The sequence below is a fragment of the Mycolicibacterium aurum genome, from assembly GCF_900637195.1.
Taxonomy (GTDB): domain Bacteria; phylum Actinomycetota; class Actinomycetes; order Mycobacteriales; family Mycobacteriaceae; genus Mycobacterium; species Mycobacterium aurum.
In genome coordinates this window covers 4,164,702-4,189,513 of sequence record NZ_LR134356.1, presented here as the reverse complement: position 1 = coordinate 4,189,513, position 24,812 = coordinate 4,164,702, and the positions used below count along the sequence as shown (strand labels likewise).

At 65.7% G+C, this 24,812-nt stretch carries 28 protein-coding genes and 1 pseudogene; 16 read left to right on the top strand and 13 right to left on the bottom strand.

The window, feature by feature from the left end:
* The first annotated feature begins 33 nt into the window (after window positions 1-33).
* From EL337_RS19550 to EL337_RS19505, 10 genes are all read left to right on the top strand, one after another.
* Window positions 34-486, top strand: a complete 453-nt coding sequence (locus tag EL337_RS19550; RefSeq protein ID WP_048632140.1) for a MarR family winged helix-turn-helix transcriptional regulator — start codon at window positions 34-36, stop codon at window positions 484-486.
* A gap of 113 nt (window positions 487-599) precedes the next feature.
* Entirely contained in the window at window positions 600-1,643 is a 1,044-nt protein-coding gene (locus EL337_RS19545) for a ferredoxin--NADP reductase (protein ID WP_048631960.1), read from the top strand.
* 21 nt (window positions 1,644-1,664) lie between these two features.
* Window positions 1,665-2,408: an SDR family NAD(P)-dependent oxidoreductase gene (locus tag EL337_RS19540; RefSeq protein WP_048631961.1), complete on the top strand. Its 744-nt coding sequence runs from the start codon at window positions 1,665-1,667 to the stop codon at window positions 2,406-2,408.
* A 39-nt stretch (window positions 2,409-2,447) separates the two neighbouring features.
* Window positions 2,448-3,719, top strand: a complete 1,272-nt coding sequence (locus EL337_RS19535) for an aromatic ring-hydroxylating oxygenase subunit alpha (RefSeq protein ID WP_048631962.1) — start codon at window positions 2,448-2,450, stop codon at window positions 3,717-3,719.
* Between the two features lie 2 nt (window positions 3,720-3,721).
* Window positions 3,722-4,051 (top strand): hypothetical protein, encoded by a 330-nt coding sequence (locus tag EL337_RS19530; protein WP_048632141.1) that lies wholly within the window; start codon window positions 3,722-3,724, stop codon window positions 4,049-4,051.
* A gap of 22 nt (window positions 4,052-4,073) precedes the next feature.
* The gene (locus EL337_RS19525; RefSeq protein ID WP_048631963.1) at window positions 4,074-4,919 is read left to right on the top strand and encodes a TauD/TfdA dioxygenase family protein; all 846 of its coding nucleotides are present in this window, start codon (window positions 4,074-4,076) and stop codon (window positions 4,917-4,919) included.
* A 2-nt stretch (window positions 4,920-4,921) separates the two neighbouring features.
* Entirely contained in the window at window positions 4,922-5,488 is a 567-nt protein-coding gene (locus EL337_RS19520) for a carboxymuconolactone decarboxylase family protein (protein ID WP_048631964.1), read from the top strand.
* An 82-nt stretch (window positions 5,489-5,570) separates the two neighbouring features.
* Window positions 5,571-6,854 carry a cytochrome P450 gene (locus EL337_RS19515; RefSeq protein WP_048632142.1) on the top strand — a complete coding sequence of 428 codons (1,284 nt, stop codon included), beginning with the start codon at window positions 5,571-5,573 and terminating at the stop codon, window positions 6,852-6,854.
* Window positions 6,851-7,042 (top strand): ferredoxin, encoded by a 192-nt coding sequence (locus EL337_RS19510; RefSeq protein ID WP_048631965.1) that lies wholly within the window; start codon window positions 6,851-6,853, stop codon window positions 7,040-7,042. Before EL337_RS19515 ends, EL337_RS19510 begins: the two co-directional genes overlap by 4 nt.
* Window positions 7,043-7,060: 18 nt before the next feature.
* On the top strand, window positions 7,061-7,345 hold the full coding sequence (locus tag EL337_RS19505; RefSeq protein ID WP_048631966.1) for a DUF1330 domain-containing protein: 285 nt from the start codon (window positions 7,061-7,063) through the stop codon (window positions 7,343-7,345).
* An 82-nt stretch (window positions 7,346-7,427) separates the two neighbouring features.
* On the opposite strand, the pseudogene EL337_RS19500 reads toward EL337_RS19505, so the two are convergent.
* The 9 genes and pseudogenes from EL337_RS19500 to EL337_RS19460 form a co-directional block, all read right to left on the bottom strand.
* A pseudogene (locus EL337_RS19500) lies at window positions 7,428-7,547 on the bottom strand (alpha/beta fold hydrolase); the annotation flags it as partial.
* A gap of 45 nt (window positions 7,548-7,592) precedes the next feature.
* Window positions 7,593-7,793 carry a ferredoxin gene (locus EL337_RS19495; RefSeq protein ID WP_048631967.1) on the bottom strand — a complete coding sequence of 67 codons (201 nt, stop codon included), beginning with the start codon at window positions 7,791-7,793 and terminating at the stop codon, window positions 7,593-7,595.
* 25 nt (window positions 7,794-7,818) lie between these two features.
* On the bottom strand, window positions 7,819-9,024 hold the full coding sequence (locus EL337_RS19490; protein WP_048631968.1) for a cytochrome P450: 1,206 nt from the start codon (window positions 9,022-9,024) through the stop codon (window positions 7,819-7,821).
* A 123-nt stretch (window positions 9,025-9,147) separates the two neighbouring features.
* Window positions 9,148-9,939 carry an NAD(P)-dependent oxidoreductase gene (locus EL337_RS19485; RefSeq protein WP_048631969.1) on the bottom strand — a complete coding sequence of 264 codons (792 nt, stop codon included), beginning with the start codon at window positions 9,937-9,939 and terminating at the stop codon, window positions 9,148-9,150.
* A gap of 92 nt (window positions 9,940-10,031) precedes the next feature.
* Entirely contained in the window at window positions 10,032-10,850 is an 819-nt protein-coding gene (locus tag EL337_RS19480; RefSeq protein ID WP_048631970.1) for an NAD(P)-dependent oxidoreductase, read from the bottom strand.
* Window positions 10,850-11,734: an alpha/beta hydrolase gene (locus EL337_RS19475; protein WP_048631971.1), complete on the bottom strand. Its 885-nt coding sequence runs from the start codon at window positions 11,732-11,734 to the stop codon at window positions 10,850-10,852. The genes EL337_RS19480 and EL337_RS19475 overlap by 1 nt, the downstream gene beginning before the upstream one ends.
* Complete coding sequence (locus tag EL337_RS19470) at window positions 11,731-13,377, bottom strand: thiolase C-terminal domain-containing protein (RefSeq protein ID WP_048631972.1); 1,647 nt, start codon at window positions 13,375-13,377, stop codon at window positions 11,731-11,733. The genes EL337_RS19475 and EL337_RS19470 overlap by 4 nt, the downstream gene beginning before the upstream one ends.
* Window positions 13,374-13,670 carry a ferredoxin gene (locus EL337_RS19465; protein WP_048631973.1) on the bottom strand — a complete coding sequence of 99 codons (297 nt, stop codon included), beginning with the start codon at window positions 13,668-13,670 and terminating at the stop codon, window positions 13,374-13,376. Before EL337_RS19465 ends, EL337_RS19470 begins: the two co-directional genes overlap by 4 nt.
* A gap of 8 nt (window positions 13,671-13,678) precedes the next feature.
* Entirely contained in the window at window positions 13,679-14,977 is a 1,299-nt protein-coding gene (locus tag EL337_RS19460) for an NADH-ubiquinone oxidoreductase-F iron-sulfur binding region domain-containing protein (RefSeq protein ID WP_048631974.1), read from the bottom strand.
* Window positions 14,978-15,013: 36 nt separating this feature from the next.
* Here EL337_RS19460 and EL337_RS19455 point away from each other — a divergent pair, with 36 nt between their 5' ends.
* Window positions 15,014-15,499, top strand: a complete 486-nt coding sequence (locus tag EL337_RS19455) for a hypothetical protein (RefSeq protein ID WP_048631975.1) — start codon at window positions 15,014-15,016, stop codon at window positions 15,497-15,499.
* Window positions 15,500-15,522: 23 nt separating this feature from the next.
* Here EL337_RS19455 and EL337_RS19450 read toward each other — a convergent pair whose 3' ends face one another.
* From EL337_RS19450 to EL337_RS19430, 4 genes are all read right to left on the bottom strand, one after another.
* Window positions 15,523-16,401 carry an alpha/beta fold hydrolase gene (locus EL337_RS19450; protein ID WP_048631976.1) on the bottom strand — a complete coding sequence of 293 codons (879 nt, stop codon included), beginning with the start codon at window positions 16,399-16,401 and terminating at the stop codon, window positions 15,523-15,525.
* Between the two features lie 22 nt (window positions 16,402-16,423).
* Window positions 16,424-16,813 (bottom strand): Rieske (2Fe-2S) protein, encoded by a 390-nt coding sequence (locus EL337_RS19445; RefSeq protein WP_048631977.1) that lies wholly within the window; start codon window positions 16,811-16,813, stop codon window positions 16,424-16,426.
* Between the two features lie 183 nt (window positions 16,814-16,996).
* Window positions 16,997-18,142, bottom strand: a complete 1,146-nt coding sequence (locus tag EL337_RS19435) for an amidohydrolase family protein (RefSeq protein ID WP_048631978.1) — start codon at window positions 18,140-18,142, stop codon at window positions 16,997-16,999.
* A gap of 18 nt (window positions 18,143-18,160) precedes the next feature.
* Window positions 18,161-19,282 carry an amidohydrolase family protein gene (locus tag EL337_RS19430; RefSeq protein ID WP_048631979.1) on the bottom strand — a complete coding sequence of 374 codons (1,122 nt, stop codon included), beginning with the start codon at window positions 19,280-19,282 and terminating at the stop codon, window positions 18,161-18,163.
* Between the two features lie 249 nt (window positions 19,283-19,531).
* Here EL337_RS19430 and EL337_RS19425 point away from each other — a divergent pair, with 249 nt between their 5' ends.
* From EL337_RS19425 to EL337_RS19405, 5 genes are read left to right on the top strand one after another with little or no spacing between them, the layout of a single operon-like run.
* The gene (locus EL337_RS19425) at window positions 19,532-20,539 is read left to right on the top strand and encodes an acyl-CoA dehydrogenase family protein (RefSeq protein ID WP_048632143.1); all 1,008 of its coding nucleotides are present in this window, start codon (window positions 19,532-19,534) and stop codon (window positions 20,537-20,539) included.
* Window positions 20,539-21,726 carry an acyl-CoA dehydrogenase family protein gene (locus EL337_RS19420; protein WP_048631980.1) on the top strand — a complete coding sequence of 396 codons (1,188 nt, stop codon included), beginning with the start codon at window positions 20,539-20,541 and terminating at the stop codon, window positions 21,724-21,726. The genes EL337_RS19425 and EL337_RS19420 overlap by 1 nt, the downstream gene beginning before the upstream one ends.
* An 8-nt stretch (window positions 21,727-21,734) precedes the next feature.
* Entirely contained in the window at window positions 21,735-22,862 is a 1,128-nt protein-coding gene (locus tag EL337_RS19415; protein ID WP_048631981.1) for an LLM class flavin-dependent oxidoreductase, read from the top strand.
* On the top strand, window positions 22,859-24,028 hold the full coding sequence (locus tag EL337_RS19410) for a sulfotransferase family protein (protein WP_048631982.1): 1,170 nt from the start codon (window positions 22,859-22,861) through the stop codon (window positions 24,026-24,028). The genes EL337_RS19415 and EL337_RS19410 overlap by 4 nt, the downstream gene beginning before the upstream one ends.
* Before the next feature lies 1 nt (window position 24,029).
* Window positions 24,030-24,809 carry a sugar phosphate isomerase/epimerase family protein gene (locus EL337_RS19405; RefSeq protein ID WP_048631983.1) on the top strand — a complete coding sequence of 260 codons (780 nt, stop codon included), beginning with the start codon at window positions 24,030-24,032 and terminating at the stop codon, window positions 24,807-24,809.
* Window positions 24,810-24,812 lie beyond the last annotated feature (3 nt).

Genomic DNA, 24,812 nt, shown 5'->3' with positions numbered 1-24,812 from the left:
CGTCTAGGCATGGAGGCGCATGACGTGGCGGGTATCGAGCTCACCGACAACATTCTGTGGCTGCTCAAACAGGCCTTCTACTTCTCGCTCACCAGCGTGAACGAGGCGGTCAGCGACCACGGGGTGAGCACCGCGCAGATCGGCGTGTTGCGCCAGCTGTCGAACGAGCCGGGGCTGTCCGGCGCGGAACTGGCCCGGCGGCTGCTGATCAGTCCGCAAGGCGTGCAGCTGGCGCTGACCGCGCTGGAGAAGCGCGGGCTGGTGGAACGCAAGCGGGACCCGGCGCACGGCCGCATTCTGCAGGCATTTCTCACCGATCAGGGTCGCCGGGTCGCCGGCGCCGTCGTCAGCGACGCAATCGCCGCCCACGACAAGGTGTTCGGTGTGCTGTCGAAAGCCGAACAGAAGACGTTGCGTGAACTTCTCGGCCGGGTGGTCGAGCAGGGGACCGGACACGAGCTCTACGCCGACCACGTCGACTCCTGATCCGCCGGAATTGCATTCCAGCAGGGGTTTTCTCGCGCATGTGCTGTGGAATGCCATTCCGGCGGGGGGCAAGTACTTGAGATTAATGACAAGTACTTGATACTCTGAGCGGGATGGCCGAGGAACTCACAGTCGGAGATGTCGCAGGGTTCGCGCCGCTGCGCATCAAGCGGGTCGTGCGCGAGACCTCCGATGCCGTGTCGCTCGTGCTCGATGTGCCCGAGTACTGCTCACACCGATTTCGTTACAAGGCAGGCCAGTTCCTGACCGTGCAGGTCAGTGTCGACGGATGTGACCTGCGCCGCTGTTACTCCATGTCGTCGGCTCCGGTCGAAGACGAACTGCGGATCACGGTGAAGCGCGATCCCGGCGGCGTGGTCTCCAATTGGATCAACGACACGGCGGCGGCGGGTGGCGAACTTCAGGTAGCACCCCCTGAAGGGAAATTTGTTCTTGCAGAGGGGCTTTCCACGCCACGACCACTGTTTGCCTTTGCTGGCGGCAGTGGAATCACCCCGATCATGTCATTGGTCCGGACCGCGCTGACCAATTCTGGTCGGCCGGTCAGGCTGTTCTACGCCAATCGCGGTCGCGATTCGGTGATCTTCTCCGATCTGCTGGCGGAGCTGGCCGAGCAGCACGCCGAACGTCTGACCGTCGAGCACCACTACGACGAGGACCGCGGCGTGGTCACCGCTACCGTCGTCGGCTCTTTCGTCGTGCAGGCCGGCGACGCGGACTTCTACATCTGCGGGCCCGCGCCGTTCATGGACACCGTCGAAGCCGCGCTGCTGGGCAGCGGCGTACCGAGGCAGCGACTGCATCTCGAGCGCTTCTCCGTGGCCGACGTAGCGCCTGATGTCACCGGCGACGCCGACGAGACCTGCGAAGAGATCGTCATCGAGCTGGACCGCAAGAAGATCACCGCCACGTACCGGGAGGGCGACACTCTCCTGCAGACGGCCCGACAAAGGGGGTTGAGGGCGCCGTCCTCCTGCGAAACCGGTTCCTGCGGAACGTGTATGGCGCGCATCGTCGAGGGGAGCGCGCGGATGCGGATCAACGACGCGCTGGAAGAGGACGAGGTGGCCGACGGCTGGGTGCTGACCTGCCAGTCGCTGCCGACCAGCCGCAAGGTTCACATGATCTATGAGTAGCGACGCAGGAGGACCGAGCATATGACGCGGGTAGCAGTGGTGACCGGCGGGGCTTCCGGTATGGGCGAGGCGACCTGCCACGAGCTGGGCAGGCGTGGCCACGCGGTGGCCGTTCTGGATCTGGACGAGGTTGCGGCACAACGTGTCGTCGACTCGCTGCGCGCCGACGGGGTGAGCGCGCTGGCCGTCGGGGTGGACGTCAGTGACCACGCGGCCGTCGGTGAGGCCTTCGCCAAGGTCCGCACGGAACTGGGTCCCGTGCACATCCTCGTGACCAGCGCAGGCATGGTGGCTTTCGCACCTTCGATCGAGATCACCCCGGCGGACTGGAAACGCGTGATCGACGTGAACCTCACCGGGACGTTCTACTGTTGCCAAAGCGCCCTCCCGGACATGATCGAGGCGGGCTGGGGTCGCATCGTGATGATCTCGTCGTCAAGCGCTCAGCGGGGGTCGCCGGGCATGGCACATTACGCAGCATCCAAGGGCGCGTTGATCTCGCTGACGAAGTCGTTTGCGCGTGAATACGGTCCGACCGGCATCACGGTGAACAACATTCCGCCGTCGGGCATCGAGACACCGATGCAGCACCAGTCGCAGGCCGAGGGGCATCTGCCTCCCAACGAACAGATGGCGGCCAGTATCCCGATCGGACACCTCGGAACGGGCGACGACATCGCCGCCGCGGTCGGCTTCCTGTGCTCGGAGGAGGCCGGTTTCATCACCGGTCAGACGCTGGGTGTCAACGGAGGATCGGTGATGTGATGAAGCCCACGAAAAACGAACCGCGACAGGGGGTTTCCTATGGCCAAATGGCCCAAGCCTGCTGAAGGTAGCTGGACGGCGCACTACCCGGAACTCGGTACCGGGCCGGTGTCCTTCCGGGACTCGACCTCACCGGAATTCTATGAGCTCGAGCGGGAGGCGATCTTCAAGCGTGCCTGGCTCAACGTCGGTCGGGTCGAGGAGGTGCCCCGCGTCGGAAGTCATTTCACCAAGGAGATCGAGGTTGCGAAAACGGCTGTGATCGTCGTGAAGGGACGTGACGGACAGATCCGGGCCTTTTACAACATCTGCCGCCATCGCGGAAACAAACTGGTGTGGAACGACTTTCCGAATGAGGAGGTCAAGGGCACCTGCCGTCAGTTCACCTGCAAATACCACGGGTGGCGCTACGGTCTCGACGGCGAGCTGAAGTTCGTGCAGCAGCCCGGCGAGTTCTTCGGTCTCGACAATTCGCAGTACGGCCTCAAGCCGGTCCGGTGTGACGTCTGGAACGGTTTCATCTTCATCAATCTCGATCCCGAGCCGCGGCAGACCCTGCGGGAGTTCCTGGGGCCGATGATCACCGCCCTGGACGACTATCCATTCGAATTGATGACCGAGCGTTACGAATTCGTCGCCCACAACAACAGCAATTGGAAGATCTTCGCGGACGCATTCCAGGAGTACTACCACGTGCCGTCGTTGCACTCGCAGCAGGTGCCGACCGAGGTGCGTCAACCGAACCAGACCTTCGAATGCGGGCACTTCCAGATCGACGGGCCGCACCGCCTGGTGTCCACGGCAGGCACGCGGCGCTGGCTGCTCGCACCGGAGTTCATGTATCCGGTCGAGCGAGCCACCCGCAGTGGGCTTGTCGGGCCGTGGCGCACCCCGGAGACCCACCAGTCGCTCGGGCTGAACCCCGGCGGCATCGAACCGTGGGGCATCACGAACTTCCAGATATTCCCGAACCTGGAGATCCTGATCTACCACGGCTGGTACCTGCTGTACCGCTACTGGCCCACCTCGTACAACACGCACAAATTCGAGGCCTACAACGCGTTTCATCCGGCCCGCACCGTTCGCGAGCGCATCGAACACGAGGTGGCGTCGGTGGTCCTCAAGGAATTCGCGCTCCAGGACGCGGGCATGCTCGGCGGCACCCAGGCAGCGCTGGAATACGGCCTGGACGAGCCGATAGTCGACGACTACCCGCTCAACGACCAGGAGATCCTCGTCCGGCACCTGCACAAGGTGTCCGTCGACTGGGTGGAGCAGTACAAGTCCGAACGCCGCCCGGTGGGGGTGTGAACGTGGCACGACTACCCGGGGCGTTCGCCGAGTTCGAACCGTTCGCCGACAAGTGGTGCCTGGCAACCGAACCCGAGCGGTGGGAAGCCCGGCTGACCACTCCGATGCCGGACATCCACGCGTTCTACGAGGCGTTCTCGCCCCGGTTCGAGGAGGCCATCGATTACTGCAACAAATTCCCGATCGACGACGTGCCCGAGGATGTGCTGAACCTCCTGCACCTCGTCTATTCGATGATCATGGTGTCGATGGCCGTCGAGGTCTTCGGTACCCAGAAACCCGCCGACTCCGCCGACGCTGTGATCGACCGCGTCAGCGCGCCGGTGCCGTGACCAGAAGGGCATCAACCTCACCATGAGTCTGCTCACCATCAACAAACTGACCGAATCCGTCGGCGCGGAGGTCACCGGGGTCGACCCCGAGCGGTTGGCGACCGACGACCTGCTCGGGTCTGCCGTCCTCGACGCGCTCGAGGACAACGGCGTCCTGGTGTTCCCCCGGCTGGGACTCGATCCCGAGGCGCAGGTGGCGTTCTGTAGGCGCCTCGGCGAGATCGATCACTCGTCGGACGGGCACCACCCGGTGCCCGGCATCTATCCGGTCACCCTCGACACGAAGAAGAACGCGTCGGCGGCTTATCTGCGGGCGACGTTCGACTGGCATATCGACGGGTGCACACCGCTGCACGACGAATGCCCGCAGAAAGCCACCGTGTTGTCTGCCAAGCAGGTCGCCGACCGTGGGGGAGAGACAGAGTTCGCCAACTCCTACGCGGCCTTCGAAGCCTTCACCGAGGACGAGAAGCGGCGGTTCTTGACGCTGACGGTGGTGCACTCGCTGGAGGCGTCGCAGAGCCGCGTGAACCCCAACCCGTCCCCGGAGGAACTGAGGCGCTGGCGGTCCCGCCCGACTCACGAACATCCACTGGTGTGGACGCATCGGAGCGGACGGAAATCGCTGGTGCTGGGCGCCTCGGCGCACTACGTCGTCGGGATGGACCGCGATGAAGGGCAGGCGCTGCTGGCTGAGCTGCTCGAGCGCGCGACGCAACCCCATCTGGTGTACAGCCACCTCTGGTCGGTGGGTGACACGGTGATCTGGGACAACAACGGCGTCCTGCACCGCGCTGCGCCGTATGACCCCGACTCGCCGCGCGAGATGCTGCGCACTACGGTGCTCGGCGACGAGCCGATCCAGTAGCGATGAGCGGCAGACAGCGCCTGGAACCACTGGCTGCGGATGAGTGGGACGACGGCGTTCGTGACGCCTTGAGCCCGCTGCTGCCAGCTCAACGCGCGAATCCCGTCGACGCGGGAAACGTGCTCGGCACACTCGCACGGCACCCGGACCTTGCCCGCGCGTACCTGCAGTTCAATGCCCACCTCTTGCTCAAGTCGACGTTGTCGGCCCGGGTGCGCGAAGTGGTCGTGCTCCGCGCGGCGCTGTTGCGTGGCTCGGAGTACCTGTGGGAACACCACATCCCGCTTGCCGAACGCGCAGGTCTGACGGCGGCCGAGATCGAGGGGATCCGCGCGGCGGAGCCGAGCAGCGAACAGGACCGGCTGGTGGTGCGCGCCGTCGACGAACTCGAGCGGCACAGTACTCTCACCGATGCCACCTGGACCGCGCTGCGGGGACAGTTCGACGAGCGCCAGGTGCTGGATCTCATCTTCACGGCCGGCTGTTACGGGCTACTCGCCGTCGCGGTGAACACGCTGGGGATCGAAGCTGAAGAGCCGCGACAGGCCGCCGACACATGCCCTCGTTGACGGCACGCTGTGCGTGTGAAAACCTGATACGCAAAGATGAGAATCACGTTCTCGCGTGTCGGGATCGGTGAACGGAGCGCGCATGAGTGAAGACCTCACGACGGTCGACTTCTTCCGGGACAGTCGACTGACCGATGACCCCTATACCTTCTACGAGGCGCTGCGCAACAAATGCCCGGTCGCCAAGGAAGACCACTACGGCGTCACGATGGTCACGGGGTGGCAGGAAGCCGTCGATGTGTACAACGACGCCGACACGTTCTCGTCCTGCATCTCGGTCACGGGCCCGTTTCCTGGATTCCCGGTACCCCTGGAGGGTTTGGAAGACGGAGACGTCACCGATCTGATCGTCGCGCACCGCGACGAGATACCGTTCAGCGACCAGCTGCCTACGTTGGATCCGCCGACGCACACGAACCACCGCGCGTTGCTCATGCGACTGATCACGCCCAAGCGCCTCAAGGAGAACGAGGACGCGATGTGGCAGCTGGCCGACACCAACCTCGACCGCTTCCTGGCGCCGGGCGAAGGCGAGTTCATCAAGGGTTTCGCCGGTCCGTTCACGCTCGAGGTCATCGCCGATCTGCTCGGTGTGCCCCATGAGGATCGCGCCGACCTCCTTGAGCGGCTCGCGCGAGGCACGCACGGCAGTGCAGTGGGCAATGCCGAGAAGACGATGAACAAGACCCCGCTGGAGCATCTGTACGAGGTGTTCGCGACCTATGTCGAGGACCGTCGTGCCGAACCCCGCGACGACGTACTGACCGGGCTGGCAACCGCGACATTCCCGGACGGGACGATGCCCGAGGTCGCCGACGTCGTGCGAGTGGCCACCAACGTGTTCTCCGCTGGGCAGGAGACGACGGTGCGGCTGCTGTCCACGGCGCTCAAGGTGATCGGCGACAACCCCGACATCCAGGGCAGACTGCGTGAAAACCGGGACTTGCTCGGCAATTTCATCGAGGAGTGCCTGCGCATCGAAAGCCCCGTCAAGGGTGACTTCCGGCTGTCGAGAACACCGACGACCATCGGTGACCAACCGCTCGGGGCGGGTACGACGGTGATGGTGATCAACGGGGCAGCCAACCGCGATCCGCGCCGCTTCGAAGACCCCGACAGCTTCGACCCCGACCGCAAGAACGCGCGTCAGCATCTGGCGTTCGGTCGTGGCATCCACAGCTGTCCGGGCGCGCCGCTCGCGCGCGCCGAGACGCGGGTGGGGCTGGAGCGTCTGCTGGATCGCACCACAGACATCCGGATCTCCGAAAGCAAGCACGGGCCGGCGGGCGAGAGGCGCTACCAGTACATCCCCACCTACATTCTGCGCGGCCTCACCGAACTGCACCTGGAATTCGACGTCAAATGAAGGTCACGGTCGACGAGGATCGTTGCGCCGGCCACGGGATGTGCCTCACGTTGTGTCCCGAGGTGTTCGACATGACCGACGACGGCTGGGCGGTGGCTGCTCCGGGTGACGTCCCTGCCGAACTTGAGTTCGCGGCCAGGGAGGCGATCGAGAATTGTCCGGAGCGTGCGATCAGCGAAATCAATTGAGCTAAAGGGAGATACGTTGTGGCCAAAGGTTATGTGATCATCACCGAGGACATCAAAGACGCGGCAGGCATGGCCGAATACGGCAAGCTGGCCAGTCAGACCATGGCCAACGCGAAGGTGCTCGCGTTCAGCCCGGCGGTCGAATCGCTCGAGGGGCAGTGGCACGGCACCCAGACCGTGCTTCTGGAATTCGAATCGGTCGACGCGGCCAAGGAGTGGTACTACTCCGACGAATACCAGGCGGCCGCGAAACTGCGTCAAGCTGCGGCCGACTGCAACGGGGTCATCATCGCCGGCTTCTGAGCGGCGGCGCGAGCGTGCGTGAACTTCGTTAGTTTCCCGGCGTTTCGCCCGCAGACACGCACGCTCGCGGAAGTTTTAGTAGGGCGCTGTGCCCGGGGAGGTCTACCGCGACAGCGTCGTGGCCCAGCGACTGCAACTCTGCCACGGTGCGCTCCCAACTCCACGCGGCGTGAAAACCGCCGTGCACCAGAACAAATCGCATGAGGCTAGTCGACCACCGGTGTGCCGGGCCGGGCCGCGGAAGTCCTCATTCGTCCTTGAGGAAGATGGCCTGCCGGGGGCACTGCCGCACAGACTCTCTGACCTGTTGCTCGTTCTCCGGCGTCACCTCGTCCTGAAGTACGTGCAGGTAATCCTCGTCGTCCAGTTCGAAGACCTCGGGGATGATCCCCATGCACACTCCGTTGCTCTCACAGAGCCCAAAGTCGACCTCGATCTTCTGCGTCACCTCTCACCCCTTGTCACGCACATGCTCATCGGCTCAATACCTTGACAGGCACATGGTGAAACCCTGCGACATTCTGCATGTTCACGCGTTCGAGCCCATCGAAGTCGACCTCGAACCGCGGCATGAAATCCAGAAGATGGTCGAGAGCGATCACGCTCTCCATCCGGGCGAGCGCGGCGCCGAGGCAGCTGTGGATTCCGTAGCCGAGGCCGAGGTTCTGCGCTTGCGTCCGGTCGCGGGTGATGTCGAACGTCTCGGCATCATCGAACGCTCGCGGATCACGATTCGCCGCGGCGCCCATCAGGAACACCGGTTTGTGCGCCGGCACCGTACCGCTGGGCAACTCGACATCTTTGACGCTGTAGCGGACGTTGTATTGCACGGGCCCGACGAATCGGAGCAGCTCCTCCACCGCGGCCGGAAGCAGGCTGCGGTCCTCGAGCAGCATCTGCCACTGTTCCGGATACTGCGCGAAGACCACGACCGCGCTGCCCACCAGCTTGGTCACGGTCTCTGCGCCTGCTCCCCCCAGGAGAGTCGCAAACCCGGCGATCTCGATGTCGTCGAGCCGGCGCTTGTTCCCGTCGTCGTCGGGAATCTCAGCGGCGATGAGCCGGCTGATCATGTCGTCCTGTGGGTTCTTCCGGCGTTCGTCGACGAGGCCGAAGTAGTACATCCCCGAGTTGATGTTGGCCTGCTGATTTTCCTCGCTCCAGTCGATCTGCCCTGGCTCGCGGTGCAGGCTGGTGTCGATCCACAGCCGCACCTGCTGGCGGAACTCCTCGGGGACGCCGGCCATTCGCGTGATGACCTCGACCGGGAACGGGCCCGAGAAGTCCTGCACGACGTCGAAATTGTCGGGGTCGGCCTGCGCGAGGTAGTGCTGGACGAGTTCCACGACCGTGTCCCGCTGAGACTGGATCGCCCGCGGTGTGAAGGCTTTGTTCAGGAGGCTGCGCATGTGGCGATGGTCGGGGGGATCCATGAAGATGATCGACTTCTGCGGCACCTCTCCGGACCTCACCATGCCGAGATCGCAGCCCCTGGCGGACGAGAAGGCTTCGTGGTCCTTGAACGCTGCGGCGACGTCTTCGTGCCGGGTCAGCGCGTAGAAGTCCTCGTCCTCGTCGTAATAGATCGGCGCCTCGTCCCGCATCCTTCGATAGATCTCGTAGGGATTGTCGAAGTACTCCTGAGCAACCGGATTGAAAACCAATTTCGGCTTGGTCACTATGTCCTCCTCGGCGCCACAGTTCAGGCCGGAAACGTTACGGAAGGCTGTTTCAATGTAACGAATCCAGTATGCGACAGATAGTCTCGAAAGTCATCGGATTGGGTAACGGCGCGCGGGGTGTCAGTGCGTCACCGCCGTGATCAGTCGCTCGAGCTCACCGAGGTCGCCGTCCAGATCGGCGACGGTCGCGCGGACGACCGCAATATCCTTTGCGATGAACTCGCCAACCGCGGAGATGAACAGCTCGGCTGAGCCCGCCGCGGTGATCATGGACATCACCCGGCTTTGCGCGCTGCCGTGAGTGAGTGCGCTCAGCAGTGCATGCTCGTCGACGCCGAGACGCGAGCCGAGTCGCACGCCTTCGGCCACCAGCCCGATCTGCGCCGCGAACAAGGTGTTGTTGACGAGCTTGACCAGCTGGCCGGCGCCGGTCGGACCGGCATGCAGGATCGGCTCGCCGTAGGTTCCGATCGCCGGCCGGGCTCGTGCCACACCGGCGTCGGAACCGCCAACGAACAGAGTCACCGATCCGGCTGCGATGTCGTGCGGGCCGCCGCTGACCGGGGCGTCGACGACCTCGACGTGGTCGAACCGGGCCGCGATCGACTGCGCAGTCTTCGGGCTGCCCGTGGTGTGCAGGACCAGAGCGGCGCCCGGCTTCATGTGGACGACCAGCGCACTGTCGAGGCAGATCTCGCGGACCTGGTCGTCGGTGAAGACGCACACCACCACCACATCTGCGTCATCGGCGACGGCGGCGAGTTCGGTCACCGGGATCGCGCCGAGTTCGGCGATCTCTGCGCGTTTCTCGTCGGTTCTGCCGAGAACCCGCACCGTGTGGCCGGCCTCGGCGAGCCGACGCACCATGGGCGCACCCATGCGTCCGGCCCCGACGAAACCGACGCGCGTCATCGCTGCCTTCTGCTCTTCGCGCAAGCGCTCATCGCTGCAGTCTGCTCTTCGCGCAAGCGCTCATCGCTGCCTTCTGCTCTTCGCGCAAGCGCTCATCGCCTGTGCTCCATCGCTTCCAGCGCCGCATCCGCCGCCGCGAACACCGCCCCTTCCGGGGCGGATGCACCGGCAGCCAGGCTCGCCGCGTGCCGGACGTCCTTCTGCAACAGCGCCCCGGCGATCGGTGCCAGGCCATCGAGCGTGCCGCCGAACATCGAGATACTGCCGACCGCCTTGCTGGTCGCAGAACCGCGATTGAGCACCTCGACGAGCTTGGTGCGGGGGATGCCGAGGGACTCGCCCAGCTCGAGCGTGCTGACGGCACTCCCGAGGTTCGCACTGAACAGCAGATTGTTGAGGATCTTGGTGTTCTGTCCGCTGCCCAGCGGACCGAGATGCACGATCGGGTCCGCATAGGTGGCGAAAACCGGCCTGCAGCGCTCCAGGACGTCCTCGTCTCCGCCGACCATCACCAGCAGGGTGCCCTGCTCGACAGCCGGTCCGCCGCCGCTGACCGGTGCATCGATCACCGAAACGCCTTGCGCGGAAGCTCGTTCGGCGATCTCACTGCACGTGTCGGGATGCACGGTGCTGTGGATGGCGATGATCCCGCCGTCGGCCAGTCCGGCCAGGACGCCGCTGTCCCCGTACAGCACCTCGCGGACGTCGTCGTCGCCGACCACGCACAGGCACACCAGGTCGCTGGCGGCGCCCAGTTCGGCGGGTGTCGTGGCGGTCTTGGCGGGTGTGTCGGCGTAGGGCTCGAGGCTGGCCTGGCGTCGTGCCCACAGCGTGGTTTCGAAGCCGCCCTGAGCGATGCGGCGTGCCATGGGCCCGCCCTGGCTGCCCAACCCGATGAATCCGACCCGCATCAGCCTGCCTCCACGTGCTCTCGGTCGCGGCCGCGTGCGTCCGCGATGCATTCTTCGATGAACGACAACACCCGCTGGTGGTACCGTGCCGCGCTCAGGCCGACGCTGAGATTGTGTCCGCTGTCGGCCATCTCGTTGACCCGTAGCTGCGGCGAAGCAGTGAACAGCGCAGTGATCGCGGCGACGGACTCAGGGGAGGAGTCCCACACCTTCTCGTGCTCAGCGATGCTGAACTGCACCGGCACAGCAAGTTTGGTGGCGAGGGCGGGGAAGTCCCGGCGCGCCCAATTGGCGGTGACCTCACCCTCGTAGGCGACACCCGGCGCGGACAGCGCACCGGTGAGCACCTCCGGGGGATACAGGTCGGTAGGTTCCCATAACAGGTCCCGCAGCCCGGCCGGACGTGACGTGATCGTCGCCTCGCTGATGATGGCCTTGGCGGGCCCGCTGTAGCGCAGACCGGTGCCCGCGAGCTCGACGCCGACGACGTCGTCCCGTGCGGTGGCCAAGCGCAGGCCGAGTTCGCACCCGGCGGAGTGGCCCATGACGAAAAGGCCGGCACCGCAGTCGACGTCGCCCAGAATCTTGTCCACACCGGCCGACGTCGCGGCGACCCGGCGGGCCGGGTCGGCGAACTCCGCCGCATACACCGCGGAGGTGCCGTAACCCGGACGGTCCAGTGCGATCGTCGTGAATCCCTGTGCTGCTGCGGCGCGTAACAGCGAGAGCTCGGGACGGCCGGGGCAGTCGAAGTACGCCGACGACGTGGCGCCGCCGTGGATTGCGACGATCACCGCACGTGGCTTCGCGACCGCCGCGACCAGGCCGGACATCGGCACACCGTCGGCCAGGACGACGCGCGGGCGCGGGGCGGGAGAGTTCACGCGTCTGTCCGCAGAAGCATCACGCCGCTGGGGGTCAGTCCGCCACTGCTGGCCACCGCGACACGGGCATCGGCCACCTGACGGTCGCCGGCCTCACCACGCAGCTGCGTGACCGCCTCGTGGATCAGGCCCATACCGTGGGTGCGCCCGTGGGACAGCTGTCCACCATGGGTGTTCAGCGGAATGATGCCGTCGCGCGCGATCGCTGTACCGCCGTCGAGAAAGTCCTTGGCCTCCCCGATGCCGCAGAAGCCCAGGCCCTCCAGCCAGGACAGGCAATTGAATGTGAAGCCGTCATACAGTTCGGCCACATCGACGTCGTCGGGTCGCAACGATGTACGAGACCACAGGTGTGCCGACTGGCCGAGTACCTGCGGTTCGTGGGTGAGTGTCGTCTGATCCCAGTCGAGGCGTTCGATGATCTGCGTGCCGACGGCCTCGAACCGCACAGGTGTGTTGGGTAGGTCCTTCGCCGCGTCGATGGCGGACACCACGACTGCGACCGCGCCGTCACAGGGCACGTCGCAGTCGTAGAGACCGAACGGCGTGGTGATCATCCGCGCCGACAGGTAGTCGTCCATCGTCATCGGATCACGGTAGATCGCCGTGGGATTCAGCGCCGCGTTGGCGCGCTGGTTCAGGGCTATCCAGCCAAGGGTCTCGCGTGTGGTGCCGTACCGCTGGAAGTGTCGACTTGCGTTCTGAGCCAGCACATGTGCCGCCGAGATGGCGCCGAAGGGATGCTGCCAGCTGGAGGTGCGAGCACCCATGGGAGGGGACATCTTGCCCTCCTTCATCAGCTGCTGGAACGTCGCCTCCCAGAGCGTGCGGAAGCACAGCACGTGACGAGCCATCCCGGTGGCGACGGCCATCATCGCCGCGATGACGGACCCACCGGGGCCGAAGGTGTCCATGCCACCGTTGATCCACGTCGGGCGAAGTCCCAGTGCGCCCTCCAGCGCGCTCACCCCACCCTCGCCCATGCCCGCCATGTCGAGGCCGGGATAGGTGGACAGGCCGTCGATGTCGTCGTAGCTCAGGCCGGCATCGGCGACGGCCTGTTCGCACGCCGCGATCGTCAGCGACAACGGCGCCACCATCTGCCTGCGCCCGATCGTCGACATTCCGATGCCGGTGATCGCGGAGTGGTCCTCGAACTTGTGTGTGGTGAGCATCGGTCGCACATGCTCGGCGAACTGCCCGGGTGCGATCGCGTCGGTGGGCATGGCGGTGGGCGCGTCCGGATCGGCGGCCGGCCTGAACAGGGGCAGCCACACGTCGTCGACCTGCTCGAAGACCACCTCGACCGGCTGGCCGAGCACGAGCTCGTCGGCATCGGCGTCGATGATGTTGGTGGTCAGGCGAACTCGGGGATCCTCGATGAGGGCGACCTCGGCCACGACGTAGGGCGGCGGCAGGTCGGGGAAACCGAAGCGGTGGTTGACGGTCATGCCCGCCAACGTGGCCTTGCCGGAGACGTCGCGCACGCCCATCTTGGTCTCGCGGCAGTATCGGCACACCGGAGCGGGCGGGTGAACCAGTGACCGGCAGCTCAGGCATTCCTGGATGCGGAGCCGGCCGTCGGCCCCTGCGGTCCAGAAGAATTCGTTCTGGACAGTGAGCTGGGGCAGCGGTCGTGTCAACGGACGAACTCCGAGATCGCTTCGCTGTCGTCACTGGCCAGATGTGGCTCGGGGGCGTCCCCGGTACCGACGACGGGCTTGCGGCCGAGTGGACCGTGCTCGCCGAGCTCGATGATGGCGTGCACCGGACAGTCCAGCAGCGCCCGCATCACCGCGTCGCGATCGGACTCGGGCACGGTGCCGTCGCCGATCAGGGCGGCGTAGCCCCAGTCGTCGAGCGAGAAGTACCCGGGTGCATGCTTTGCGCAGATTCCGAAGCCGTCGCACAGCGTACGGTCCAGCTTGATCTTCATCGGGTCACTCACGAGACCGCCTCCACCTCATAGGGCCGCACCGCTGAGTAGGGGTGTGTTCCACAGACCTCGCACTCACCGGCCAGATGGCGGGCGACGTCGGTGGGGAAGGCCCGCAGCAGGCTCGCGGCGACATTGGTCGCGGCATCCAACGTCGCGCACGCGCCCCGGCCCCGCAACACCACCGACCACCGCTGCAGACGGGCGAGATCGTCGCCGGTCGCGACGCCGAGCCGCAGGGCATCGGTGACTGCGGACATCGCCGCTGTGCCGTTGAAGCACGAGCCACACTGGCCGGCGTTCTCGCGATCGAAGTACGCCATCACCGACGCGGCGACCGCGACCGGGCACTCGTCGGCGATCACCGCGACGGCGCCGCAGCCCAGCCCACTGTCGAGGCGGCGCATGGATTCGTGGTCGAGCGTGCTGTCGAGCACCTCGCGGTTCAGCAGCCCCGCAAAGTAACCGCCCATGAGCACACCCTTGAGTGTCTCGGTGGAAACCTGATGGTGGGCAAGGAGTTCGGCGATCGGTGTGCCGTACGGCAGTTCGTAAAGCCTGGGTGGTCGGCCGCCGCCGGTCACCGTGGCCAGGAACGTGCCGGGGGAGGCGGATGTTCCGTACGCCCGGAAGGCGTCGCTGCCGTGGCGCAGGATGAACGGCAGGTTGGCCAGCGTCTCGACATTGCTGACCAGCGTCGGCAGTCCGGCGACACCCTCGTGGAAGGGCCGCGGCGGCTTGTCCGTGGGCTTCGCGGGGCCACCGTTGACGGCGCGCACGGCCGCCGTCTCCTCGCCGGCGACGTACCCGGGTTCCACCATCACGACCTCGACCGCGACGTCCAGCGGCGGGGCAGCGTCCAGCGCCGCACCCAGAGCGCGGACGGCGTGCACGTCGGATACGTAGACGTAGGCCCTGGCGGCACCGACGATGCGCGCGGCGAGTCGAACGCCGTCGAGCACCAGATGGGGCCGGTGGCGCAGCAGCCACCGGTCCTTGATCGAGGCGGGTTCCCCCTCTTCGCCGTTGGCCAGCACCACGGTCCCCACACCGCGGCCGGCATCGCGCACGGTGCGCAGCTTCACCGCCAACGGGAAGGCTGCGCCGCCACGGCCCTGCAGACCGCTGCGGTCCACCTCCTCCAGTAGCGCGTCCGGATGGTCGAGGTACTGATAGCCGCCGGACTCCACATACGCCGCATGGTCCTCGGATTCGGTGCCCTCGGTGGTCCGTAGCAGCCGGGGGTCCGTGCCAGGCCACACGGTAACCGCCACACGGGTGGCCAACCCGTTGTCCGTCCGTGTCATCTCCGGCGCTCCCTGCCTGGGGATAGGGTGGCGGCCATGAGGACCGCGGTGGTGCGGGTCGATGTCGACCCGTCGGCGCAGTTGACGCCGGCACAGCTACGTGTGGGCATGGCAACTCTCTCCGAGTCGGTCAAGGGGCAGGCGGTGGACCTCGTCGACGCCGACCTGTCGGCGATGCCGCGCAACCGCAGACAGGTCGAGTTGCTCATCGCCGGTGACGATGCCGACGAGCTCCGGCGCGTCTCGGTCGAGTTGTGCACGAAGGCTTTCGGAGGCTTCGGTGTACAGCCCTGTGCCGGCGTCCTGACCTACGTGAGCCGCGGCACCGACGACGATGCGCACGGCGTGCTCGCGGGTCTCGGGCTGACCGGCGAGATCGAGCGCATTCCCACCGACGATGGATGGGACATCGTCAAGGTGACGGTGAGCAGGGACGACCTGCGCCGAATCCCGGAGAGCCGGGTGCACACCGCTCTGGAGGCCTCGCTCAACTGCGAGGTCCGGATCGTCGCGGTCGATTGACCGGGGTGAGCGTCGTCCCGTTGTCACGTCGACTTCTTCAGGAAGTCCAGGATCGCCGGGGCGGCCTGCACCCAGGTGTCGAACATGTTGAACCGCTTCACCTTTCCCGACGCTCGCGCTTCACCTGCGCGCTCCCAAGCGTCCTCCGGCCACGGCGGGTCGATGACCTTGGAGCCCCTGATGAGGCAACTGACCTCCAGTGAGGTGCGCTTCGGATGATCCAGATCGTTCTCGCCGCCGCGAATGATCAGCGTGGGCACCGTGATGTTGTCGAACATCTCGTCCTCGACGCCGGGGATCGTCTGGCCGGGCTTCGGCACGAAGGCGTTGAGCCACCGTAACATCAGCTTGAGGAACTCGGCAGGATCTTCAGCTGCGAATCGTGCTGCGTTGTCGCCGTTCTCGGCAATGCGTTCCTGCCATTCGGAGACCTGGGCCACCGCTTTCATGCCTGCGCCCCGCACCGCGAGAATGCTCGGCACAATGTAGTAGGACCCGAGTACGAACGAGCCGTAGACGCCGCCGACGATATTCCACACCACCAGCTTCGTGACCAACTCGGGGTAGAGCATGGTGGTCAGCATCGAATCCCGCGCCCCGCCGGATCCGCCGAGCAGGATGACCGGCCCGATGTCGAGCTTGGTGACCAGCTGCTGCAGGGTCTCCGCGCGCATGTGCGATTCACTCTGGCCGTAGAACTGGACGTCACTCTTGCCGCAGTTGGGCCGGTCCCACAACAGCACCCGATAGCCGCCCTCGACGAGCTTCTTCGCCAGCGGCTTCAGCCCGGGGATGTCCTTGCTGAACCGTCCGCCGGGCGTCAGGACGATGAAATCCCCCTCCTTGCCCAGGATTTCATAAACGACATTGCCGCCATTGATCTCGATCTTCTTGTTGGGCAACTCTGCTCCTGCTCCGGTGTGATCAGGCCTGAACGAGCACGTCGTTGCCGACGACCCGGACGGGGTAGGTGCGGATACTCCACTCAGGTTTGACCGCGGTGGTGCCCGTTGCCAGCTCGAACCCCCACTGGTGCCAGGGGCAGAAGATGTACTCCTTGTCGCGCACCATCACGGCGTCGCCGGGCACGGTGTCGTCGACGATGTTGAGCCCTCGGGCGCGTCCGGCGCACAGCGGTCCGCCTTCATGCGGACAGTAGTTGGCGATCGCGTAATACGTGCCGTTGACGTTGTAGACGCCGACGCCGTGACGCCCGATCGGCACCAATTTGTGTGATCCCGAGGGGATCTCGTCGACGGTGGCGACGACGTGCTCCCGCCCCTGCGCCAATCGGGGTGCCTTGTCTTCCGGCACAGCTTCCCGGGTCGCTTCGCTCCTGCCCTCCGGCACAGCTTCCCGGGTCGCTTCGCTCCTGCCCTCCGGCACAGCTTCCCGGGTCGCTTCGCTCCTGCCCTCCGGCACAGCTTCCCGGGTCGCTTCGCTCCTGCCCTCCGTCATAGCTTGCCGGGTCGCTTCGCTCCTGCCCTCTGTCATGGTTCAGAAGACCCGAACCTGACCCTCGAGCGCAGGCACGGTCTCCGGCACATTTCGGTAGGTGGCCTGCCCGTTGCGGAACATGATGGGTTCCCGGGCATGCTCGGGCAGGTGCTTGACCAGCCAACGGGGGTCGTCGAAGGTCCAATGCGGATAGTCGCTGCTGAACAGCAGGATCTTCTCGCACTCCATCCACTCGAACGCCCGCGTCAGCTCGGTCTTGTCCTCGGGGTAGTCCAGCGGCTGGGTGGTGAATTTGATGTGGTCCTTGACGTACTCGCTGGGCTTGCGCTTGATGTCGCACCACGACTTGCGGGCCTCGTACAGCGCGTCCATGCGCCACATCAGGGGCAGGATCCACGTGAAAGCGTGCTCCACGAACACGATCTTGAGTGTCGGATGCCGGTCGAACGTCCCGTCGAAAATCAGGCTCATGACCTGGTTCGCCGCGAGCAGCGAGTAGGTGACCATGAAATCGTGGTTGTAACTCGGCAGCCCGACCGGAGGCATGGGCAGCTCGTCATAGTGGCTGCGCGACAGGTGACAGCTCACGGGGATGTCGTGCTTGGTGGCAGCCGCCCAGATCGGGTCATACTTCGGATTGCCCCATGACGGGCGCGGCTCGGCCTTGATCAGGATCTGCGACATGAAGGGATGCCCGGCCCAGTTCTCGATCTCCTCGACGCTCTTGCCGGGCTCCTCGATGGCCAGACAGATCGAACCGCGCCAGCGTTCGTGCCAGTTGTTGTGACTGTCGAGCCAGTGATTGGCCTGCCAATGGTTCAGCGCGACCGCCATGGCGTGCTGCGCCTCGGGAATCCGCGCAGGGTACGCGGCGGGTTCCAGGATGCAGACGTCGGCGCCGGCCTCCATGATCAGCTGTTTGAACGCCAGATCGGGATCGCTGCAGGCGAATTCACCATCGGGCGGGAAAGTGTCCAGACGCATCGCATAAGAGTGCGCATAGTCGGGGGCGTCGTAGTAGATCTGGTCGCCCACCTTGTGGGTGCCGAAGTACTTACTGCGCCACGGCTCGGGGATGTACTGACCGAGATCGCCGGTGCGGGGCGCCGGGTGCACATCGGAGTCGACACACCGAACCGCGATGCGTTCGGCGGCGGGTACCCGTGGGTTGGCGGTAGTGGTCATGACGGCCTCCTGGTCCCTCTACTGTGCCGCAGCCGCGGATGCGACGGATGGAGTTGCTGCAACTTCGATGCCGTAGAGCTCTGCGGCGTTTCGCCAGCACAACTTGTCGCGTTGCTCGGCGCTGTAGGAACTCGGTACCGACAGCTCGTTGAGCTGCCAGTGGGGATAGCTGGATCCATACATCACCATGTCGTCCTTGCCGGTGAATCCGGCCCATTCCCCGGCGAAGTCGACATCACCGGGTCCATCCAGGCTGCCCTCGACGAAGAAGACGTGGCCGGGCAGATAGTCGCTGGGCATCTTCGGCGCCCAGGGTGTCTGTTCCAGATGCGGACGGCCGAAACAGTCCATCCGCCACATGAAGGGCGTCAGCAGGTCGGCGGCGCCGTCGGCCCAGACGAACTTCAGCGACGGCAGTCGCTCGAACACGCCCTCGGCGATCATGTTCATCAGGTGATAGAGGAAGTTCAATGCGGTGAAACCGACGAACTGCTCATAGGTGCGGGTCAAGCCGTTCGGCGTCGGCGGCAGCATGACACCCGATCCGACTTCGAAATGCACTGCGACAGGCAGGTTCGCATCGACCGCGGCCTCCCACAGTGGCCAGAACTGCGGCTTGCCGTAGAGCTCACGAGACTGCAGGGGCACGCCGAGTTGAACGACCCGTGGATGATCTTTGTACTTCGCGATCTGCCGCAGCGCGCCTGCGACATCGTCGGGGTTGACCCGGATGGTGCCGCGGAACCGTTCGCCGAACTCCTGGTGATCCAGCCATCGGGTCACCATCATCTCGTTGTGCGCCGCGGCGATTGCGGTGCCCAGGTGACGATCCGGCATGATCCCGCGCGTCATCGGGTGCAGGACCGCGATGTCGACGCCTCGATCGGCGAACAGGTGCTGGGCCACCAGCTCCGGATCGGATCCCGGGTACTGGCGGTCGGGCCCCTCGGTGCCCTTGGCGTACTCGCCGCCAGGGGCGCCGTACCAGTCCATCTCGTAGTCCGGAAAGCCGCGACTGCGGAACGGCTCCTGCATGAAGTTCTGGCGCAGGTCCTTGTTGGACTGGGTGAAGATGTGCACGCTGGTGTCGATGACCGGGACGGAATCCGCGCCGTCGACCCCACTGCTGAATTCCTTCACGCGACTCCGTCCTTCACATCCGCGCGGCCGAAAGCGCGACCGACGATGACCCCAGTGTAGATCGTTGTTCTTCTATAGCAAGAATTCTGTTCTCCAGCATCATGCTTAAAGTCAGCCCTGGTAGGAGCCCTCGCTGGGCGTGTACTCACCGTTGTTCACCTGAAAATGCATACCCACTCGGCGAGAACGATGACACCGTGAATGAGAATGCTATTCTCATTCGCACGGACGGCCACAGGAGGCATGCGGGTGTTACTCGAGTTCGACGCTGATCAGCGGCTATGGCAAGAGACTGTGCGTGACGCGGTGTCCAAGCAGTGTCCCGCGTCGCTGATCCGCGATATCGCCGAGAACGGCGTCGATCCCGCGCCTCTGTGGCAGAGCTATCTCGACGCGGGGTGGACGGAGCTGACCGAATCCGAAAACGCCGTCGAGCTTGCAATAGTGCTCGAAGAGCTCGGACGGGCCACCGACCCGACGCCGTTCCTGGCGACGCTGACGCAGTTCGCACCCCTGGTCGGGGATCGCTTCGAGCCCACCGGCGCCGGCGCCGCAGTGTATTCAGGGGTGTCCGCGATCCGCGACGCCGACGGCTGGGTGCTTTCCGGAACCGACCGCTTCGTCCTCGATGGCGACCGTGCGGAACGCCTCGCCGTCGTGACGCCGGCCGGAGTCTTCTGTGTCGATCTGCGCGCCGACCCCGGCACCGTCACCACCAGGCGCGTCGAGGTCTTCGACCCGGTGCTCCACGTGGCCGAGGTCTCGTTGACCGGCGTTCACGTCCTCGATTCCGACCGTGTGCCCGCCGACACCGAGCGCGCGCGCCACGTCGCGCTGATGGGCATGGCCATCACGATGGTCGGCGCGTGCCAACGCATTCTGGATCTCGTGCTGGAGCACGCGAAGAGCCGCCAGCAGTTCGGGGTGGCGATCGGCACCTTCCAGGCCGTCCAGCACAAGGCAACCGACATGTATGTCGCGATCGAGCGCGCACGGGCGCTCTCGTACTTCGCGGCGCTGACCATCGCCGCGGACGACCCGCGCCGCCGCCTGGCCGCGGCGATGGCGAAGGCTTCGGCAGGGGAGTGTCAGGCCCTGGTCTTCCGGCACGGGATCCAGCTCTTCGGTGCCATGGGATTCACCTGGGAGAACGACCTGCAGTTCGCGCTCAAGCGGGCCAAGGCAGGCGAATTCCTGCTCGGCGGTGCCCCTGAGCACCGGGCGTTGATCGCGGAGGAATACGGAAGGGATCTGTAATGCAGCTGGCTTTCGACTCCGACGTCGAGGAATTCCGAGCCGAGTTCTCCGCCTTCCTCGACGAGCACACCCCGTCACCGTCTCAGACTCTGGAGCGTCCGCGGTCGGTGTCGCACATGCCGCAATGGGCGCGCGACTGGCAGCGGCTGCTGTTCGACAACGGCTGGCTGCTTCCCGCGCAGCCACCTGAGTTCGGCGGCCGAAACGCCACTGTGCTGCAGACATTCGTGCACGCCGAGGAACTGTGCCGTCGACGGATCTACCACAGCTTCAACCCGCAGGGCGTCAACATCATCGCCGCCTCACTGCTGACCTTCGGATCCGAGGAACAGAAGCACACGTGGGCGGTGCCGGTGCTGCGGGGCGAGCGCACCGCCTCCCTCGGTATGAGCGAACCCAGCGCGGGATCCGATCTGGCGTCGCTGCGCACCAAAGCCGTTCGCTCGACGGATTCAGAAGGCGACCACTTCGTCGTCAACGGGCAGAAGGTGTGGACCTCCGGCGCCCACGACGCCGACTTCCTGCTCACGTTCGTGCGGACCGACCCGGACGCACCGAAACACAAGGGAATCAGCGTGCTGCTGATCCCCACCGACCTCGACGGCGTGGTATGCCGGCCGTTCGCCGACATGACCGGACTCGAGAATCTGGACTTCAACGAGGTGTTCTTCACCGATGTCCGAGTGCCCGTCGAGAACCTCGTCGGCCCGCTCAACGGAGGGTGGGGGGTCGCCAACGGCTCACTCGGACACGAACGCACGATGATGTGGCTGGGCTTCGCGGATCGGATCGCCAACACCATCGCGGACTTTCGACCCAAGGACGTCCTGGAGCGCGATGCGCTGGCCACTAGCATCATGGACTACGAGGCGCTGCGTCTGCTCGGATCGGTGGGCATCGCCAAGGCGGCACGCGGCGAAGTCGATGTGGCGTCGGTGTCCATCCCGAAACTGCTTGGCGCAGAGGCTGAGCAGCGGGTCGAGGGTCTTGCTTTGGAAGCCGCCGGCCCCGAAGGCCTCGTCCACCCCGCGACGTCGGGTCCCTACGCGCACATGAATCTCGACCACTACTTCGCCAGCTGGTTCGAGCGCTACTGCCGAAGTTTCGGCGGCACGATCGCGGGCGGTACCTCGGAGATCCAGCGCAACATCATTGCCCAGCAGGTGCTGGGTCTGCCGCGACGATAGCCGCGGACATGGTGGTTCAGCCCGCTGCGTTCCTGCGGACCACGCTGCCGCTGGACCTCGGGCAGCTGGACCGGCTCGACAGCGGGCGCTACCACTCCATCTGGTTACCCGACCACATGGTCAGCTTCTGGCCGGACTCGATCTGGACGCCGGAGTTCACCGACCTGGCCGTCGCGTCGCCGTCGCCCCATCGCCACCTCGACGGCATGGCGGTGGCGGCTGCGGCCGCGGTGCTGACCGAGAACGTGCCGCTGGTCACCAGCGTCGTCGACACCGTGCGCCGCCATCCGGCGTCTCTCGCGCAGAGCGCGCTGACCATCGACCATCTCTCCAAGGGCAGGTTCGTGCTCGGGCTCGGCAGCGGAGAGAGTGAGAACATCGTCCCCTACGGCTTCGACTTCAGCCGTCCCGTAGGTCGATTCGAAGAGGCGCTGCACGTGATCCGGTTGCTCTGGGACAGCGCCGGGCCCGTCGACTTCGACGGCCGATTCTTCCGGCTCCGCCACGCCCGGCTCGATACCGAACCCTACGAAGGACGCGTGCCGCCGATCTGGATCGGGGCCAGCGGACCGCGCTCGTTGGACATCGCCGGCCGCTACGCCGACGGATGGTGGCCCGCCGGCGCGTGGACACCGGACGATTACGCCGAAAAGCTCTCGCGGGTCAAGGCTTCCGCGGAGCGCGCGGACCGGGATCCCGACGGGATCACACCGTGCTTCATCCAGGTCTGCGTGATGGGGCGTGACGAAGCCGAACTCGCGGAGGTGCTGCAGGCGCCGTTGGTGAAGTCGTTCTTGCTCCAGGTGTCGGCGCAGGTGTTGGACGCGTTCGGCTTCGAACACCCGATGGGTGCGGACTGGGGCGGTTTCCACGACATCGATCCCGGTGCGCTGACCCGGGAGCGCCTCGTCGACTTTCTCGACCGCGTCGAGCCGGAGATGATCCTGGCGATGGTGCCCCACGGCACGCCCGCGCAGGTGGCCCGAGTGGTCAAGGACTACGTCGACGCGGGCCTGAGGGTACCGAAGATCCTGGACTACGGGGCGATGGCCGGGCTGAACTACGCTGCCGCGTCAGCCCGCAACGTTGCAGATGCAGAGGACGCGTTGTTGTCGTTGTGCGGGAGCGTCGAATGAGCGCACTGTTGGATGCCGGGGCCATGCTCGCCCGGGCAGAAACCGAGACTGGTCTGACCGACTACGGTGACCCCTCACTTGCCCGACGCTTCGGCGCGGCGGTCGACCTCCTCAACGATCTGGGCATGGATTCGCACGGGCGCCGCCGAGCCGCCGACGTGTGCCACTGGTTGCTCACCACCCGGCTGGAGTTCTTCGCCGACCGCGAGAGGTATCCCGTCGCGGACGAGATCATCGACAGTCCGATGTTCGTCACCGGTGAACCCCGTTCGGGCACAACGTTGATGCATGCGCTGATGTCGGTCGACCCGGACGCCCGCGCGCTGCGCTTCTGGGAGGTGATGTACCCATCGCCACCGCCCGGTGTCACCGGACCCGACGATGCCCGCCGGGCACGCGCCGACGCCGACTGGCGCGAGATCAATGCGAAGTTACCGAAATGGCTGCACAGTCATCCGTACAACGACATGCTCGGCGACGGGCTCCCCGAGGACGAGCGCACGTGGGCGTTCGACTTCCGGGTCATGACGCCGACGGCGTGGTGGCGGGTTCCGATGCAGACGGTGGTCGGCGGACTCCCGACGGATCCGCCGGCGCAGTACCGCATCCACCGGGCGATGCTGCAGCAGTTCCAGTACAACCGGCCGCGGAAGTACTGGGTTCTCAAGGGCTTCCACGGCTTCAGGCTTGCCGAGCTCTTCGCCACCTACCCTGACGCGCGGCTGCTGTGGTTGCACCGCGATCCGGTGCAGGTGGCGGCGTCGCGCACGATGATGATGGCCGACATCCTGGAAGGCATCGTCGGGCCGGTAGACCTGCATGCCGCGGCGAAAATGCACCTGGAGCTGACGCGCGCGAGCGTCGCGAACACGATGACGAACCCACTCGTGAGCGACCCGCGGATCAGGCATGTCCGGTACACGGACTTCGTCGCTGACCCGGTGGGGACGGTGCGTGGCTACTACGACTTCTGCGGCAGAATGTTGGTCGGCGCAGCGGAGACGCGGATGCGCGACTATCTGGCCGCCAACAAGGGCGATCGCCACGGCAAGTTCCGGTACTCGACGCGGCTGCTCACCGACATCGGGGAAGACCTTGACGCGCTGCACGAGGAGTTCCGGCCGTTCCGGGACCGTTTCGGTGTCGACGTCGAGAAGCGCGATTGAGATGCCCGAGCCCGACGAACGCCTGTCTGTCCACAGCGTGACGTTCTCCGGGTCGCGGACGGATGAGCTGTGTTCGCACTGGGAGTCCATCGGGTTACGCCGGCTCAGCCTCATCGACACGCAGCTGTCCGACCCCGCTGTGGTGAGAACGCTGTCGAGGCAGGGCGTTTCGGTGGAATCGGTGTTCCATCTGTTCGACACGGCCGACGGGCTGCGCCGGGTGATCGAGGCGGCCGCCGGGGTGGGCGCCCGAGTGGTGTACATGCTGACCGGCGGGCGGGAAGACCGCACATGGCAGGACGCCGCCGACAGGTTCTGCGAAGCGGTCCGGCCCTGTGTCGGCGATGCGCGGGAGGCGGGGGTGGCGCTGGCGATCGAGAACGCTTCGGGACTGTATGCCGACATCCACATCGCCCACTCGCTGAGGGACACGGTCGAGCTCGCCGAGCGGGCAGATCTCGGCGTCTGCATCGACGTGTTCCACTGCTGGACCGAGGCACACCTGCCCGCCCTCGTCGATCGAGCCCTGCCCCGCACCGAGCTGATCCAGCTCAGCGACTATGTGCTCGGTGACCGGGCGCTGCCCGCCCGTGCGGTCCCCGGCGACGGCTCGATCCCGATCGAACCTCTCGTGGCCCAGGTGCTCGCAGGTGGATATCCGCACGGTTTCGACCTCGAGCTGATCGGGCCGAGGATCGAGCGGGAGGGACGGCTGGAGGCAGCCACGCGCGCATGCTTGACGGTCTCGGCGATGCTTTCCCACATTGCGGAGGGTGGGTAGCCC